Origin of the sequence: Terrabacter terrae (assembly GCF_039529575.1) — a bacterium.
Taxonomy (GTDB): Bacteria; Actinomycetota; Actinomycetes; order Actinomycetales; family Dermatophilaceae; genus Terrabacter; species Terrabacter terrae.
In genome coordinates this window covers 746,076-762,490 of record NZ_BAAANB010000001.1, presented here as the reverse complement: position 1 = coordinate 762,490, position 16,415 = coordinate 746,076, and the positions used below count along the sequence as shown (strand labels likewise).

The 16,415-nt window shown below is 72.5% G+C and carries 9 protein-coding genes and 1 pseudogene; 1 reads left to right on the top strand and 9 read right to left on the bottom strand.

Translation table 11 applies throughout. The features are described 5' to 3' along the window. Positions 1 to 153: 153 nt before the first annotated feature. From ABD194_RS03465 to mfd, 3 genes are read right to left on the bottom strand one after another with little or no spacing between them, the layout of a single operon-like run. Positions 154 to 1,128, bottom strand: coding sequence for a nucleoside triphosphate pyrophosphohydrolase (locus tag ABD194_RS03465; RefSeq protein WP_343987560.1), 975 nt, complete (start codon positions 1,126 to 1,128; stop codon positions 154 to 156). A gap of 23 nt (positions 1,129 to 1,151) precedes the next feature. Beyond that, complete coding sequence (locus ABD194_RS03460; protein WP_343987557.1) at positions 1,152 to 1,703, bottom strand: SurA N-terminal domain-containing protein; 552 nt, start codon at positions 1,701 to 1,703, stop codon at positions 1,152 to 1,154. A gap of 33 nt (positions 1,704 to 1,736) precedes the next feature. Next, positions 1,737 to 5,417 carry a transcription-repair coupling factor gene (mfd, locus tag ABD194_RS03455; RefSeq protein WP_343987554.1) on the bottom strand — a complete coding sequence of 1,227 codons (3,681 nt, stop codon included), beginning with the start codon at positions 5,415 to 5,417 and terminating at the stop codon, positions 1,737 to 1,739. A 175-nt stretch (positions 5,418 to 5,592) separates the two neighbouring features. Here mfd and ABD194_RS03450 point away from each other — a divergent pair, with 175 nt between their 5' ends. Next, positions 5,593 to 6,288, top strand: a complete 696-nt coding sequence (locus tag ABD194_RS03450) for a phosphatase PAP2 family protein (protein ID WP_343987551.1) — start codon at positions 5,593 to 5,595, stop codon at positions 6,286 to 6,288. A 19-nt stretch (positions 6,289 to 6,307) separates the two neighbouring features. On the opposite strand, the pseudogene ABD194_RS03445 reads toward ABD194_RS03450, so the two are convergent. The 6 genes and pseudogenes from ABD194_RS03445 to ABD194_RS03420 all read right to left on the bottom strand — a co-directional run. Next, positions 6,308 to 7,486 (bottom strand): annotated as a pseudogene (locus ABD194_RS03445) (glycosyltransferase); the annotation flags it as partial. Next, positions 7,483 to 8,715 (bottom strand): hypothetical protein, encoded by a 1,233-nt coding sequence (locus ABD194_RS03440; RefSeq protein WP_343987548.1) that lies wholly within the window; start codon positions 8,713 to 8,715, stop codon positions 7,483 to 7,485. The gene ABD194_RS03440 and the pseudogene ABD194_RS03445, both read right to left, overlap by 4 nt. After that, positions 8,712 to 10,454, bottom strand: coding sequence for a GumC domain-containing protein (locus tag ABD194_RS03435; protein WP_343987544.1), 1,743 nt, complete (start codon positions 10,452 to 10,454; stop codon positions 8,712 to 8,714). The genes ABD194_RS03440 and ABD194_RS03435 overlap by 4 nt, the downstream gene beginning before the upstream one ends. After that, a complete protein-coding gene (locus ABD194_RS03430; protein WP_343987539.1) occupies positions 10,454 to 12,061 on the bottom strand; it encodes a Wzz/FepE/Etk N-terminal domain-containing protein in 1,608 nt (535 codons plus the stop codon). Before ABD194_RS03430 ends, ABD194_RS03435 begins: the two co-directional genes overlap by 1 nt. Further along, positions 12,058 to 14,043: an alginate lyase family protein gene (locus ABD194_RS03425; protein WP_343987535.1), complete on the bottom strand. Its 1,986-nt coding sequence runs from the start codon at positions 14,041 to 14,043 to the stop codon at positions 12,058 to 12,060. Before ABD194_RS03425 ends, ABD194_RS03430 begins: the two co-directional genes overlap by 4 nt. A 125-nt stretch (positions 14,044 to 14,168) precedes the next feature. After that, the gene (locus ABD194_RS03420) at positions 14,169 to 16,379 is read right to left on the bottom strand and encodes a bi-domain-containing oxidoreductase (protein ID WP_343987532.1); all 2,211 of its coding nucleotides are present in this window, start codon (positions 16,377 to 16,379) and stop codon (positions 14,169 to 14,171) included. Positions 16,380 to 16,415: the final 36 nt, after the last annotated feature.

Genomic DNA, 16,415 nt, shown 5'->3' with positions numbered 1-16,415 from the left:
GCCCACCCCCGGGCCGGCCGCTGTGGGCACGGACCCCACCTCCGTGCCCACACCGGCCTCCCGCTGGGCGCAGGCAGGTCGGAGCGCACCGCCTGCACGGTCGCGTGCCGCGCCCCTCGCGTGACGGTGCCGTGTGCCGGGTGGTGCGGCGCGTCAGTCCGTGTCGCCGGGCGACGCGACGTCGCCGTGCAGCCGCCGCAGGGTTGCACGCAACGCGGCCTCTGCGTCCACGCCCTCGGCGCGGGCGGCGAGGACCAGCGCGAGCAGCCGGGCGCCCGGGTCGTCACCTGTCGCGGCGGCGGCGACCACGTCTCCTCGGCCGGCCTTCTCCAGCCGGGACACGACCTTGTCGGCACGGGCGAGCGCCGGCAGGGCGGCCGGCACGCCGTCGAGCGGGTGGGTGCGGTGCGGCTTCTCCCCCGACTTGATGGCGTCCCAGTTGGCGGCCACCTGCTCGGCGGTCTCGGCGTCGACGTCGGCGAACACGTGGGGGTGCCGGCGCACGAGCTTGTCGACGAGGCCGCCTGCGACGTCGTCGATACCGAACGGCCGGCTCGGGTGCTCCTGCGCCACGCGGGCCTGGAAGGCCACCTGCAGCAGCAGGTCACCGAGCTCCTCCTGCATGTGGGCCGGGTCGCCGCTCTCGATGGCCTCGACGGCCTCGTGGGCCTCCTCGAGCAGGTAGGGCACGAGGGAGGTGTGGGTCTGCTCGGCGTCCCAGGGACAGCCGCCCGGCGACCGCAGGCGATCCATCACGGCGACGACGTCGAGCAGGCGCGCGCCCGGCACGTCGAAGGAGCCGATGAGCAGCTCGACGTCGGGTGGCTCGGGCAGGCGCGAGACCTCGACCGCGATGGCGTCGCTGAGCCCCGGGTCACCGTCGGACGAGCCTACCCACACGACGTCACCGGCTCCGGACGCTGCCACGAGGTCGCGCGCCAGCTGGGCCGGTTGGTCGGCGGCGGGGGCGAGCACGTCGATGCCCGCCTCGGCCACGGCGGCGACCTGCGGCTCGTCGGGGCGGCCCCACACGGCATACGCCTGCTCGAGCGTGCGCCAGGCCTCGCGGGTCAGCAGCCCCGGCGCGATGCGTGGGGTGGTGACGAGCAGGACGACGCGGGCACTCACGAGCGGCGGGAAGGGGCTCGAGGCTACTGGGCGGTGGCCGGCGCCGGGTTGGCCCCTGGCTTGACCCAGTTGGGCGTCTTCTGGCCGATCGTGAAGTAGACGGGGCCCTCGTCGGACTGCACGACCGAGCCGTACTTCGGGTTGACGCTGATGTCGGCCTTCTTGAGGTCGGCGCGGTAGGCGGAGACGTCGGCAGGCGTCATGCGCTGCGACTGGATGAGGGCGACGGCCTCCACGAACTGCTTCGTGGTGTCGGTGGCACCGGGGATGGAGGCGATGACCGACGCGTACGTCTCGTCGGGCTGCCAGCTGCCCGACTTGGAGACGGCGTCCTTGAGCAGTGGTGCGGCGACGAGGGCGGTGACGACGATGTTCTCGGCGAAGTTCATCTTGGCGGCCTTGAGCTGGTCGTACGTCTGCTGGACGTCGGACTCGTGGATCACCTGGCCGTTGACGATGGCCGCGGCCTGCTGGCGCTCCTCGAAGCCGCAGCCGCCGAGCAGCGACACGGCGCCGATGGCGGCGATGCCGAGAACGGCCACGCGCTTAGCGGGATGGGCAGACCAAGCCTTCACGAACTTCCTCCTCTGGCGGATGCGATGCACATCCTACGGGGCGCCGACAGCAGACCTCGCCGCACCCGACGCGGCGCCGGACGACGCTCCCGCCGTGGCGGCCGCCGCAGCGATGTCGTCGAGCAGCACGGCGGTGATCAGCTGGCGGGCCCAGGTCAGGACCTCCACGTCGCGCAGCGGCTTGCCGCCGACGCGGGCGGTCATCGGGGCGGGCACGAGAATCGTGCCGAGCGCCTCCTTGACCAGCGTCCCGGGGTAGAGCCGCATGAGCCGCAGCTGCTGGCTCTCGCGCAGCTCCTTGACCGGGCCGAAGCGCACGACCTTGCCCTGCAGGCCGATGTCGCCGATGCGGGCGGCCCGGGCCACGACCCGCAGCCGGGCGACCTCGAGGAGGTTCTGCACCGGCTTGGGCGGCGCACCGTAGCGGTCTCGCAGCTCGGCCTCGATCTCGTCGACGGCCTCGAACGTCTCGACGGTCGCGAGCTTCTTGTACGCCTCGAGCCGCAACCGCTCCCCCGGCACGTAGTCGTGGGGCAGGTGCGCGTCGACGGGCAGCTCGATCTTGATCTCGGCCGGCAGGTCGACGGCGTCACCACGGAAGTCGGCGACGGCCTCGCCGATGAGGCGGACGTAGAGGTCGAAGCCGACGCCCTGGATGTGCCCGGACTGCTCGCCGCCGAGAAGGTTGCCGGCGCCACGGATCTCGAGGTCCTTCATGGCCACGGCCATGCCCGAGCCGAGGTCGGTGTTGCTCGCGATGGTGCGCAGGCGGTCGTGCGCGGTCTCGGTCATCGGCTTCTCGGGCGGGTAGAGGAAGTAGGCGTAGGCCCGCTCGCGCCCTCGACCGACACGTCCGCGCAGCTGGTGCAGCTGGCTGAGGCCGAGCACGTCGGAGCGCTCGACGATGAGGGTGTTGGCGTTCGAGATGTCGAGGCCGGTCTCGACGATGGTCGTGCACACGAGCACGTCGAAGCGCTTCTCCCAGAAGTCCTCGACGACCTGCTCGAGCTTGTGCTCGCCCATCTGGCCGTGGGCCGTCGCGATGCGCGCCTCGGGCACGAGCTCACGCAGCCGGGCGGCCGCCTTCTCGATGCTGCTCACCTTGTTGTGCACGAAGAAGACCTGGCCCTCGCGCAGCAGCTCGCGGCGGACCGCCGCCGTGATCTGCTTCTCGTCGTAGGCGCCGACGAAGGTGAGGACCGGATGACGCTCCTCGGGCGGCGTTGCGAGAGTGGACATCTCGCGGATGCCGGTGACCGCCATCTCGAGCGTGCGCGGGATCGGGGTCGCCGACATCGACAGCACGTCGACGGCCGTGCGCATCGTCTTGAGCAGCTCCTTGTGCTCGACGCCGAAGCGCTGCTCCTCGTCGATGATGACGAGGCCGAGGTCCTTGAACTTCACGTCCTTGGCGAGCAGTCGGTGGGTCCCGATGACCAGGTCGATGGTGCCGTCGGCCAGGCCGGCCATCACCTCCTTGGCCTCCTTGTCGCCCTGGAAGCGCGACAGGGAGGCGACCTTGACCGGGAACTGCGAGTAGCGCTCGGCGAAGGTCTGCTGGTGCTGGCTGACGAGCAGCGTCGTCGGGACGAGGACCGCCGCCTGCTTGCCGTCCTGGATGGCCTTGAAGGCGGCCCGCACGGCGATCTCGGTCTTGCCGTAGCCGACGTCGCCGCAGATGAGCCGGTCCATCGGGACCTGCTTCTCCATGTCGGCCTTGACCTCGTCGATGCTGACGAGCTGGTCGGGCGTCTCGACGTAGCCGAAGGCGTCCTCGAGCTCGCGCTGCCACGGGGTGTCGGGTCCGAAGGCGTGGCCCTTGGTGGCCTGCCGCGCGCTGTAGAGGCGGATGAGGTCGGCCGCGATCTGCTTGACGTAGCGCTTGGCCCGCGACTTGGTCTTGGTCCAGTCGGAGCCGCCCATCTTGTTGAGGGTGGGCTCCTCCCCGCCGACGTACTTGGTGACCTGGTCGAGCTGGTCGGTGGGGACGAAGAGGCGGTCGCCGGGCTGGCCGCGCTTGCTCGCGGCGTACTCGATGACGAGGTACTCCCGCGTGGCGCCGGCGACGGTGCGCTGCATCATCTCGACGAAGCGGCCGACGCCGTGCTGCTCGTGGACGACGTGGTCGCCCGGGCGCAGCTGGAGGGGGTCGACCTGGTTGCGGCGGCGCGACGGCATACGGCGCATGTCCTTGGTGGACGTGCCGCTGCCCGGCTGGCCGGTGAGGTCGGTCTCGGTGAGGACCTCGATGCGGCCGCCCTCGTGGACGAAGCCGCGCCCGAGCGGCGCGCAGGCCACGTGGACCCAGCCCGGCTCGAGCGAGTCGTCGCGGGAGGTGTCGAGGGGGCGCACCGCGACCTCGCGCTCGCGCAGCACCTCGCCCACGCGCTTGGCGAGGCCGGGGCCCTCGGTGACGACGGCGACGGCCCAGCCGTTCCGGACCCGCTCGCGCAGGTGCTCGACGGCACGGTCGGTGTCGCCGCGGAAGGCGTCGGCGTCGACGGTGCGCACGGCGATGCGCTCGTCGACGTCGTCGTCCTCGATGACGAGGTCGGCGTCGGCGACGAAGGGCGTCAGGGTCCACCACGGCAGGCCGATGCGTCCCGCCAGGGCGCGGACGTCGGCCAGCGACCAGTAGGACGCGCTGCCGAGGAGGGACTGCAGGTCGACGGGCACCTGGTTGCCGGCTGCGGCGTTGGCCCAGCTGGCCTCGAGGAACTCCTCGCTCGTGGCGACGAGGTCGTGCGCGCGACGGCGGATGCGCTCGGGGTCGGCGAGCAGGACGATGGACCGCTCCGGCAGCACGTCCAGCACCGACTCCATGCCGTCGACGAGGGCCGGCGCCAGGGACTCCATGCCCTCGACGGCGATGCCCTCGGCGACCTTGGACAGCATCTCGGCCACGCCGGGGAGCTGGTCGGCGAGCGCGCGGGCACGGGCGCGTACGTCGTCGGTGAGCAGCAGCTCACGGCACGGCGGCGCCCACAGGCCGTGGTCGGCGACCTCGAGGGAGCGCTGGTCGGCGACCTTGAACCAGCGCACCTCCTCGACCGTGTCGCCCCAGAACTCGATGCGGACCGGGTGCTCCTCGGTGGGCGGGAACACGTCGAGGATGCCGCCGCGCACCGCGAACTCGCCACGCCGTTCGACCAGGTCGGTGCGGGTGTAGGCGGCAGCGACGAGGGCGTCGACGACCTCCTCGAGCGGTCGCTCGTCGCCCGGGCGGAGTGCGACGGGGGCGAGGTCACCGAGGCCCTTGGTCAGGGGCTGCAGGACGGCGCGGACGGGCGCCACGACCACCGAGAGGGGGCCGTATGCCGGGTCGTCGGGGTCGGGGTGCACCAGCCGTCGCAGAACGGCCAGCCGCCGGCCGACCGTGTCGCTGCGGGGCGAGAGCCGCTCGTGGGGCAGCGTCTCCCAGGACGGGAAGACGGCGACGTGGTCGGGCGTCAGGAAGGCACCCAGCGCGGTGGCGAGGTCGTCGGCCTCGCGGGTGGTCGCCGTGACGACGAGGAGGGGCGCAGCACCGGACGCCGGGCCCGGGGCCGCCTCGTCGACAGGCGCACCGTCGGCCCGGCGCGCGAGCGCCGCGACGAGGAAGGGGCGCGTGCCGTCGCTGGCGGAGATGTCGACGAGGCGGGCACGACCCACCTGGTCGAGGACGTGGCGGACATCAGGAAGCGCCCGGAAGGCGCTGAGAAGAGGGTGCGACATCAGGGTGTCAGTCTAGGCGGCCGCGGCGACACGTCGATCCCGGGCAGCACCCCTGCACGCACCCGCGCGATGCCGAGTCGGGGCGTGATGCGCCAAAGCCCTCCTCGGGAGGTCGCCGTCGTTGCAGCATGGGTGGATGGGGGCGACCGCGACGTGGGCCGGGGCGTGAGGGCCCGTGCCCGGCCGCCCAGCCGCCGACCTGACGGCCGTGCCCGTCGCCAGACGCGCGTCGGTGTGGTGCGCCTTCGGCCTCTCCCTGGTCTTCATCTCGTTGACGCTGCTCGTCGTGCGCGGGGTCACGCAGTCCGTCGACGCGGAGGTGCTGCAACGGCTGCGCCCAGACGGCGTCTGGGGTGAGACGCAGCTGCGCTACACCCCGTGGATGACTCGCCTGCGCCCGCTCCACATGGTCCTCCTGCTCGGCGCCACCTCGATCACGGTGTCACTGTGGCGGCGGTCGTGGTGGCCGCTGGCCTTCTCGCTCGTGCTCGCCGGGGTCTCCGGTGCCGTGACGCTCGTGGTGAAGGTCGCGACGCACCGACCGGACTCCGGCGGCTTCGTCACGGAGAGCGGCGGGTCCTACCCGTCGGGCCACACCGTCGCCCTGGTCGTGTGCCTGAGCGGCTGCCTCCTCGTCGTGCGGCCACGGGTGCGCTGGTGGCTGTGGGTGCCCCTGGCGGTCCCCGCGGGCCTGCTGACGACGGCCCTGCTCGTCTCCGGGGCGCACTGGTTCAGCGACGTGCTCGGCGGGATCCTGCTGGCGCTGGCCGTCGTGCTGGGAAGCTGCCGCTCCCGGCTGCGGTACCGCGCCCACCCCCCTGCAGGAAGCGCAGCAGCCGTGGGGCCACGGCGCCGGCGTCGTAGTCCCTGAGGAACCTCCGCCGGGCCGCCCGTCCGGCCGCCGTGACTCCGGCACCGTCCTCGAGCAGCTCGGCGAGGATGCGCGCGGCCGCCTCCGGGTCGTCGATCGGCCAGAACCGGCCCTCGACGCCGTCGTCGAACAGCTCGTGCAGGGCTCCCTCGCTGCTCGAGAGGACGGGGAGCCCGGCCGCCATGGCCTCCATGATCGCAAACGACGAGGACTCGGAGTACGAGGCGTGGACGTAGGCGCGGTAGCCCGGCAGCCGGTCGGGAACGTCCCGGCAGAAGCCCTGCAGCCGCACGAGGTCCGAGATCCCGAGCTCCTCGGCCAGGGCGAGCAGGCGTCCTCGCTCGACCCCCTCACCGAAGACGTCCAACGTGTAGGGGTGGCCGCTGCGGCGTGCCGCTGCCAGGATGCGGAGCAGGTAGCGGTGGTTCTTCACCGCCTCCAGGCTGCCCACGGAGACAAGGTCTCCGGCGGTCGGCGGACGGGGCGCAGGGACGTCGGGGACGGCATACCCGGGTTGCGTGCCCGCACCTGCCTGCGGGTTGGCCACGAAGTTGTGGACGACGGTGCTCGGGACGCGGCCGGCCTGCGGCAACCACGCCCGGAGCGCCGCCCGGGCCCACTCGGAGACGAACACGAGGCCGTCGACGCGCGGCACGACCGCGCGCTCCGTGGAGCGGATCCACCGGTACACGGCTCCCCCGCGCCCGACCATGCCTTTGTCGGCCCACTCGTCGGCCTGGGAGATGCGGAAGTGCACGGCCAGGACGACTCGCTGGTGCGGTCCAGAGCGGGCAGACAGGGCGGCCCGGGCCGCCAGCGGGCACTGGGCGTAGACGGTGCACGGGCCCGCATCGCCCAGCCGACGCGCCAGCGTCCTTCGCAGGAAGACCTCGTGGGACGTCCGGTACCACCAGACGTGGGCCGGCCCCGACACCCGTTCGAGCACGGCGCCGGTGCCGAAGAGCGCCAGGAGCACAAGTCGGCGCAGCGCGGCTCCCCGACCATGCGCCCAGCCGTGGGGCGTCACCAGCTCGGCCGGATGGCCGGAGCGCTCGAGGAATCGCCGCAGCTCCCGGACGTGGGTGTGCACCCCGGTGGTTCCCTGCTCACGGGCGATGGTCGCGATGACAACGGGCGCACGACCGCTCTCCCCGAGGGGGCCCCCTTCTCGGAGGCCCGGCCCGTGCCCCGGCCTCATGGTGCCGGCCGTGGGGGCGTGACCAGCAACGACGCGGCCACGACGAGGTCGAGGAGGTAGGCGGACGCGTCGCCGAGGCCGGTCTCGGTGAACGAGGAGACGATGCAGTACGCGATGAGGAAGAGGGCCACGGCACGACGTGGCCCGCGCACATGCGTGACCACCATGACGACCAGCACGAGCAGGAAGCTGATCTCGAGGGCGATGCCCAACCAGCCGAGGTCGACGAAGGTGGACACCCAGCTGCTGTCGATCGACTGCCCCGCGAAGGACTTGTTCGAGAGGCCGTCCCCGAAGATCTCGGCGGACATCGGCCTCGCCAGCTGGGAGACCGAGGTCCACACGCTCGCGCGACCGGTGAGCATGGCGGCGTCCTGGGAGGACTGGCCCCTCATCAGCCAGGCGGCCACCTGAGGGGCCACCAGCACACCCGTGCCGACGCCCACGAGCAGCGCGGTGACCGAGGCCCGGCGCACCCTGGCGTGCCCGATGAAGAGGCTTGCGCTTGCCAGCGCGAGCCCGATCACGAGTCCCAGCAGGGCGGTGCGCGTGTGGGTGGCGAGGAGGATCACCGACGTCACCACCGCGGCCAGGAGGGCGTGGCGGCCCGTGATGATGCGGCACATCCAGAGGATGGCCGTGGCGCCGAGCAGGAGCGCGCTGTAGTGCGCGACCTGGGTCGGCCAGATCGGCCACAGCGTGCCGCCCAGTCGTCCGTCGTTGGCGAAGGCCTTGCCCGGGCCCAGCGCCGCGCCCACGACCACCGAGGCGAGGATGGCCCAGAGGCAGATCCAGTGGCACCGCAGGAGCACCAGGTCGTCGCGCCCCCACCACGGCGTCAGCAGCCAGAGGCAGGCGACGAACACGACAAGGCGCACGCCGCGGTAGGTGGAGCCCACCAGGAACTCGCTGTGGAGGCTCACGGCGAGTGCCGCGACCGCCATCACGGTCAGCAGGACGAGGAACAGCGTGGGCCGGACCACCACCCGGGGGTTCGCCAGCAGCGCGAAGAGGAAGGCGACCACCAGTGAGGACTGCGCGATTGCCGAGGACACGAGAGGCGGGATGGGGATGATGGTCCCGTCGCCGGCGCGGGTGAGGACGTTGAACATCAACGCCGCCCAGGCGATCAGGACCACTCGGGGAACGCGCCCGGGCCGGAACCGCAGGGGGCGAGGACCGCCCGGCGCCTCACGGCCGCGCCGGGTGACCGCGGCGGTGAGGGTCATCCCCTCACCTCGTCCGGCCCCGCCTTGTCGTTCCGGGGCTCGAGGACGCCGAGGCTCCGGTCGCCGGCGTCGCAGCCGACCATCATGGCGAACGGCAGCTCGAGCCCTGCCTCGCGCACGAGCTCGCCCGTGGTGCTCAGCTGCTCGGCGCCGGCCGCCCCGGCCGCGACGAGGGGAACCACCTGCTCGACCCACGTGGCCAGGTGCTGCACCTCGATGCCCGGGTCGACCTCCACCAGCGCCAGTGCGACGTCGGCGGACTCCCAGTCGGCCCGCCACGAGTCGCCGGGCAGGTCCACGGGGCTGCCCGGGACCGCGTCGAGAGGCCCGCGAGCGAGCTGCGGTATGCCGTCCGGCCGGTGCACCGGCAGGCCGCGCACCTCCGACCTGCAGGCAAGGCTCCCCTGCTGGGTGAGGTCCACGAGGAACACCTGCCTACCCTGCTCACGCAGCCGCTCGGCCGTCGCCGCCAGCACGTCAGCGGCCGCCTCTTCGTTGCCGACGGCGGCGAGTGCGACGGTGCTGACAGGCTCTCGGCTCGCTGCCGGTCTCGGCTCCGCCGTCAGGACGCCGTGGGATCGGCCCGGACCCTCGAGGGGCTCTGCGCCGCTGCCGTTCAGGGCCACCGCCGGCCTGGCCGACGCTGTCACCTCCATGCGCTCGCGCACCCGACCGTTCATGCCGGCTGGAGCCAGCGGCGTCTCGGGCTCGGCAGACCCGAGGCCGTCGCGCAGCGCCGACTCGAGGCCGAGAGCCAGCGTGGCGAGATCGTCGCCCTTCCACCCCGCCCGGCCGCGCAGGAGCCGACGCAAGCCTGCCGGCCGGCGACTCGACCGCGGCGAGCGGACGCTGAAGCGCACCGAAGCGCCCAGGGCGAGGCCGATGTCCCTGCGACGGCGCAGCCGCTCGGTGACCAGCGCACGGAAGACCACCAGGCCGACGCCGAGGGCACCGCCGACCAGCAGGCCGGACGCGCCCGCCAGGACGGCCGCGCGCTTGGCCGAGACGGGGTCGGCGTGCACGGGGTCGATGACGTGGGTCGACTGGATGGCTGCGCTGATCCGGAGGGTGGCGTCGTCCGACGCCTCCTGCCAGGCGGCGATCTTCCTGTTGAGCTCGGTGCGTCGTGCGAGCACGTCGAACGCCTGGCTGGCCCCCTGGGCGCCCTGCCCGCTCAGCTCGTCGAACTGACTGGTCAGCTCGGCGACCTGCTGCTGCGCGTCGGCGATGCGCGTCGCGTACTGAGAGCGTAGACCGCTCGACGTCGCTGTCATCTGCTGCGCTCGGAAGGAGAGGTACTGGCTTACCAGCTCCTCACCCCTGGCGACGGCGGAGCCGGGATCAGGAGCCGAGATCTTCAAGGCCATGATCTCGGAGGTGATCTGCTCGACAGTGACCGTCGAGCGGAAGGCCTCCGGTGTCATCTGGAGCCCGAGTGCCGACACCGTGCGGTCCGACACAACGCGCGTGTTGAGCAAGCCGACGTCTGTCGCGCTGGCGGCCGGTGCGTCCTCGGTCGCGGGGTGAGCCATCAGCAACGTCACTGTGGCGGTGGTCGCCGGCGGCGCCACCAGCACCAGGCCCAGGCCCAGCAGCAGGCCCAGCGCACAGAGCCCGACGATGGTCCTCCATCGCCGGCGCAGGGAGCTGCGTAGGTAGTGCCACGTGCTCAGCAACGGACGAGGTGGCTCGAGGAGGTCGTCCTCGCGCTCGCGCTCGACGGTCCAGGACAGGTCCATCAGCGCTTCCTCCCGAACGCGTTGCCGACACCCGGCTCGCCGGGCTCGGCGCCCGTCATCAGCGATGGCAGGGGCGCCAGGACCGCTCGCTCCGCCGGCAGGCGCCCGGTGGTGCGGTCCAGCGCGTCAGGGTTGGCCACGACGATGCCCTGGAGCGGCACGCCGGCCTCGTCCGCAGCCAGCGCCACCCTGGCCAGCTCCTCGGCCGTGGCGCCTCCGGCAGAGACGGCGAGGAGCGTGACGGCGTCGTCGGGTCGAACCAGGTGGCTACCCGGCTGCTGGCGGCTCACCGTCACGCAGTGCACCACGAGGTCGCCCTCACCGGCCGCCTCCGCTCTGGCGTCGACCACGAGCCCCGGTCGTGGCTGCTGATGGCTACCGATGCGGGAGCAGGCCGCCAGCAGGAAGTTCGTGGACTCCTGACGCTGCGAGGTCGTGACGAGTCGCGTCCGCCTCCCGCTGGCCGCGGCGAAGGAGGCGAGCTGGGGACCGATGCACAACCCGGCCTGGTCACCGTCGAGGGTGAGCACCAGCAGCTGTGACGACCGACGGCTGCTCTCCTGCTGGGTCCGCCCCCTGCGGCCGGTGGTGGACTGCACGCCGGTTCCGCCGTCGGGCGTGAACCGTTGCAGCAGCTGGTGCAGGGCCCAGGCATCCGTGCTGCTCGGCGCGTAGCTGCGCAGCAGGGTCACCCACCCGGCCACCGACCGCGGGACCCGGCTCTGCACCGAGCTCACGACCGGGATGCCGATGCTGTCGGCAATCTGGTCGCGCGAGCGCAGTGCCTTCTCGCGGCGCCCGCGCAGGACCACGAAGCCGGCAGCGATCCCCAAGCCGGATGCCGCCCCGAGGCCGACGAACATCCCACCGCGCACGACGGCGGGCAGGGTGTGCGCCCGGGAGGCCGGTCCCACGAGGCTCGGGCCGACCCCGGGCTGGCTGCTGGCGGACTGGCTGACCAGCTGCTTGTTGAGGGCGTCGACCTCCAGGACGATGTCCGCCTGGCGCGCGGTGAGCTGGGACAGCGTCGCCGCGTCCGCCTTGGCGGCCGGAGACGACGGCACCTCGCTGCGCAACCGGTCGCTGGTGGTCGCCAGCTCGCTCTTGACCGCGTCGAGGGTGTCGGTGAGTGTCGCCTTGCGCTTGGCCATCGCGGCGCGCTCGTCGCTGCTCAGACCGCTGGCGGCCTCCTGCAGGTAGTCGATGTCGGCTCGTGCGACTGCGGTCGCGAGCCGCTCCGCCTCCCCTGCGGTGGCACCTCGTGCGGTGATCGTCAACACCTGCTCGGTGGGACTCAGCACCGCGATGCGGTCGGCCACCTCGTCCGCGTCGAGCGGTGGGTCGAGGGTCCGGCCGGCTCGCCCGAGGACCGTGTCGCTGCGAGCGAGCTGCACCTGCGTGTCGATGGCGTGCGCGGTGACAGGAGCCGTTGTTCCTGCCGGCACGGGGGCGAACAGCACCATGGTGCTGCTGGTGTACTCCGGCGGCATCGTCTCGAGGAGGGCTGCCCCTGCCAGCCCACCGGCGACGGCCGCGACGGCGAGGGTGCGCGTGTGCCTGCGGAGGATGGCCCATATCGACCGGAGGTCGACGATCTGTTCGCTCACTGCGTCTCCCCACTGCCCGGGGGGACGTAGCCGCCCGACGCCAGGTCCGCGGTCGGGGCCGCCACGGCGGTTTCCCCGGATGAGGCGACAGGCTCCGAGGTGGCCAGGAGCAGTTGCGTGCGCAAAGTGAGCGTGCCGCTCCACGAGCCGGTTCCGACGAGCGTCGTCGTGGGCACCCGCACGCCGAACCGCGGGGAGTACCAGCCGGCCACCGGCCCCGTCTCGCCGCGGCGCGCCGTCCAGCGCAGCTGTGCCGGCAGGTGCAGCCAGGCCTCCTGCTCCCCGTCCGACGAAGGCCACGACAGGTGAGCCTCGTTCTGCCGCAGGGTGGCTCGTACCTCAGGACCCAGGTGCCAGTGGAGACGAGCCGTGTGCGGCCTCGAGCCGGTGAGCGTGTCGTCGACGACGAGCTCGCCCGTGGGCGGGTCCAACGTCACTCGCCGCGTGTGCCGCAGTGCCGAATCCAGCCGGGCATAGCCCGTGTGGTGGGCGACCCAGACCTGCCGACCACCGCCTGGTCCGTCAGGCGTCCCGCCCGCCAGCTCGACCACGGCGTCGGTGTGCGTGCTCCAGAGGAAGGGGCCACCCTCCACCGACTGGTCGGCGCCGTCCACCTCCACCGTGTTGTGGGCGCGGGTGGAGCGGAAGTAGCTGCGCCACTCGGGCTCCCCGTGGTAGCAGTACGTTCCCGGATCGGCGAGGACGTCGACGCCTCCGTGCCGCACCTCCACAGAGAGGGCGTCGGCATGGCTGTGCGCCGCGATGGAGAGGAACCCCTGAGGCCCACCGTCGCACCGGCACCAGAGCGCCGGCCGACCGTCCGGCGAACTCCCACCCATGAGCTGGATGCCGGCATCGGTGAAGCCGCGCGGCGCTTCGTCGGGGCGCCCCGGGAGGTCGTGTCGCCGTGCCAGCGCGCCGACCACCACGCTGGTCACCCCGGCATGCACCGGTGGCCACCACGGCCTGCTCCCGAAGACGGCCGCGCCCGTGGCGAGCAGCGTTCGCCACGGATCGGCCTGCGGGCTGTCGAGGACGAGTCCTCGCCCCTCGTCACCGTCGCCCTGCCGGGCCGGACGACCGGTCGGGTCGAGCAGCGCCGCCGCGGCGTCGACCGACGCCGCGACGAGCCGCTGCGTCGATCGGCCCAACGGGTGACCGGCTCGCTCGGCCTCGGCGAGGGCGAGCAGGCCCAGCTCCGTCACGAACCGGTGGTAGTCGGTCGCGAGCTCGCGGTTGACCCCGCTGGGGAACGTGTTCGCCGACAGCGACTCCTCCAGCTGCCCCGCGGCCTCGGTGCGCCAGCGGGTGCTCTCCGCATACCAGGGGAAGGCACACGCGGCTGCCAGCCGCCCGCACGCCTCGGCCACGAGGTGGTTGTTGGCCGAGGAGCCCGAGCTGCGGAAGGCCGCCAGATACTCCTGGTGCCAACGGATCTGGCGGAGGGCGGCCTCGTTCTCCTCGAACAGGGCGGGGGCACCCGACCAGCCGTCGAGCAGGCGCCGGACCCACACCCAGCTGAGCAGCCGGATGCCGAGCTCGATGCCGCTCGTCCAGTGCACCCCCGACAGGAAGGGGTTGGCCGTCCACCAGGAGCGCAGCTGCGCGGCGGAGGCCGCGGCATACCGCTCCTCGCCCGTCAGCCACCAGGCGGCGGCCAGGACGGTGAGGTGGTGGTGACGCGAGAGCTCCCAGACGGCCTTGACGTTGCCCGTGGTCGGTTCGTCGCGATGGTCGATGTCGAAGGCGTAGTCCCACTGCGGCGCCCGTCGCCCGGTCACCGGGTCGAGGAACCAGTCGGGGTCGGCGATGTCCGGGCGGGGCCAGCCGAGCACGAGCCAGTCGCCCGCGAGGAGACGGTTCGCGGCGGCCAGCAGCGCCTCGCGTGCGGCCGCCGGAACGCCTGCCCTCGCGACCTCCGGGACGGTGGAGGTGAAGCTCCTCCTCGGGAGCAGTCCCTCGACCGGTCCGGGTGCTGACACCGCCCACCCCGGTGTGGCCCGGCGACGCCGCCAGGCGAGCTGGCGCCCTCGGTCACGGACGCGCGCGACGATCTCGTGCGGCGGCATGCGACGCAGACGTCGGACGTACCAGCTTGCGGACCGGCTCACAGGGCCACCGGCCCACCGGTCGTGAGGCTGCGGTGCACGGCGATCGTCGACCGCGTCGTCGAGACGAGGGACTCGAGGGGGATGGGCATCTGCCCGCCCGATCGCACGGCGCCGAGGAACGCGGTGAGCTCGGCCCGCTGGCCCTTGTCCTGGCCGGCGAACGAGCGCTTGGCCGCCCTCCCGGACGGCGTCCACACCGTCGCCCGCCGAAAGTTGTCGAGGCGTGCGTTGCGGCCGCTGCCGGCCACGTCCAGAGTCTCCTTGGGGAAACGGTTGTCGCCGTCGGTGACGTAGTCGATGGTCGCCAGCGACCCGTCGCCGTAGCGCAGGGTCACCTGGAGGTTGAGCTCGTTCGACGTCTGGTGGGCCATGACTTCGCTCGGAGGGTGCCCGACGAACGCGCTCAGCGTGTCGAGGAAGTGGCCACCTTCGCCCAGGAAGCGCGAACCCTCCAGCTGCTGGTCGAGGTACCAGCTCGAGGGGTCGAGTCGGCCGGCGTTGACGAGGTAGCGGGCGCTCACCGGGCCGGCGGGAGGTCCGAAGCGTCGGCGCAGCTCGACGAAGAGCGGCGCGAAGCGGCGGTTGAAGCCGACCATCAGCCGGTCATTGCCCGTCCTCGCGACGACCTCGAGCACGCGGTCCACGTCGGCGTCCGTCAGGGCCAGCGGCTTCTCGACGAACACGGCCTTGCCGGCCTCCAGGGCCCGGCAGACGAAGGAGGCGTGGGAGTGGTGACGCGTGACGACGAACACCGCGTCGACGTCGTCGTCGTGCAGGAGCGCCTCCACATCCGTGGTGGCGCGCTCGAAGCCGAACTTGCGCTGCGCGTTGACGGCCGAGAGCGAGCGCGTCGTCGCGACGGCCACCAGCGTCGCGGTGGGCTCCTTGGCCAGGTGCGGCAGCAGCATCGAGGTGGCGTAGCTGCCGGCACCGATGAAGCCGACCCTCACCGCGGAGTGCACCGTGGAGCCCGTGGACGCACGCGGTTGGGAGGGAAGCGTCACGACGTTCGTCGGCGCTGCGGCATACGTCCTCGGTCGGCTGCCGTCGGACGCCCCGTGCGCCGGTGGCTCCTGCTGCGGGTACTCGAAGAGGAAGCCGACGCCCCGCAGGCCCCCGTCGCGCAGCGCCGAGTAGACGTCCGCCGCGTCCTCGATCGCGTGGACTCCCGACACGAGCGGCTCGACGTCGACGGAGCGACTCGCCAGCAGGTCGAGGAAGCACCCGAGGTTGCGCCGTTCGGTCCACCGCACGTAGGCCGCCGGGTAGTCACGCCCCTCCAGCTCGTAGCTGTCGTCATAGCGTCCCGGACCGTAGGACCGCGAGAACCTGAAGTCGATCTCCTTCTCGTAGAAGGCGTTCCAAGGCAGGTCGAGCCGCGTCTTGCCGATGTCGACCACGCGTGCCCGGTCCCTGCCGAGCCGGACCGCGAGCTCCACGGGGCCGTTCGTGTCGCCACCCGCGGCGAGGTAGACGTGGTCGGCACCCAGCCCGTTCGTCGTAGCGTGCAGCACCTGCTCGACGTATGCCGTCCCCTCGGGATCGGGGCCGGCGCACGCCAAGGCGCCCGCCAGCTCCGCCAGTCGGCAGCGCTCGGGCACCGTGTCGACGCCGACCACCTGGACCCCGGCGGCGACGAGGAGGCGCACGACCAGCTGACCGACGAGGCCCAGCCCGATGACGCAGGCGGTCTCCCCGAGCTGCGGCTCCGCACGGCGGACACCGTGCATGGCGATGGCACCGACCGTCGCGAAGGCGGCGTGCTTCGGCGAAACGCCCTCTGGGACAGGCACACACAGGTTCGTCGGCACCCAGTTGAGCTCCGCATGCAGGGCGAACTCGTTGCCGGCGGCCGCCACCAGGTCACCGACGGCGAACTCCTCTGCGCCGGCGCCGACCTCCACCACGACGCCGCACAGCGAGTACCCGAGCGGCGTGTAGCTGTCGAGGGTGGCGGTGACCTTCTTGTAGGTCGCCACCGGGCCCTGCTGCGCCACCGAGTCGAGCACCTTGCGCACCTGGTCGGGTCGTGCACGCGCCTTGCCGACCATCGACAGCCGCGCCTCGGTCACCTTCATCAGCTCGGTCCCCGTCGAGATCAGGGAGTACAGGGAGCGGACGAGCACTCCCCCGGGCTTGCACGCGGGCGTGGGCACCTCGAGCACCACGAGCTCACCGGAGCGGTAGTTCTGGGCCACCTGCTTCATGTCATGTCCCCGTCCTCGATGGAGTCGTCATGTGGT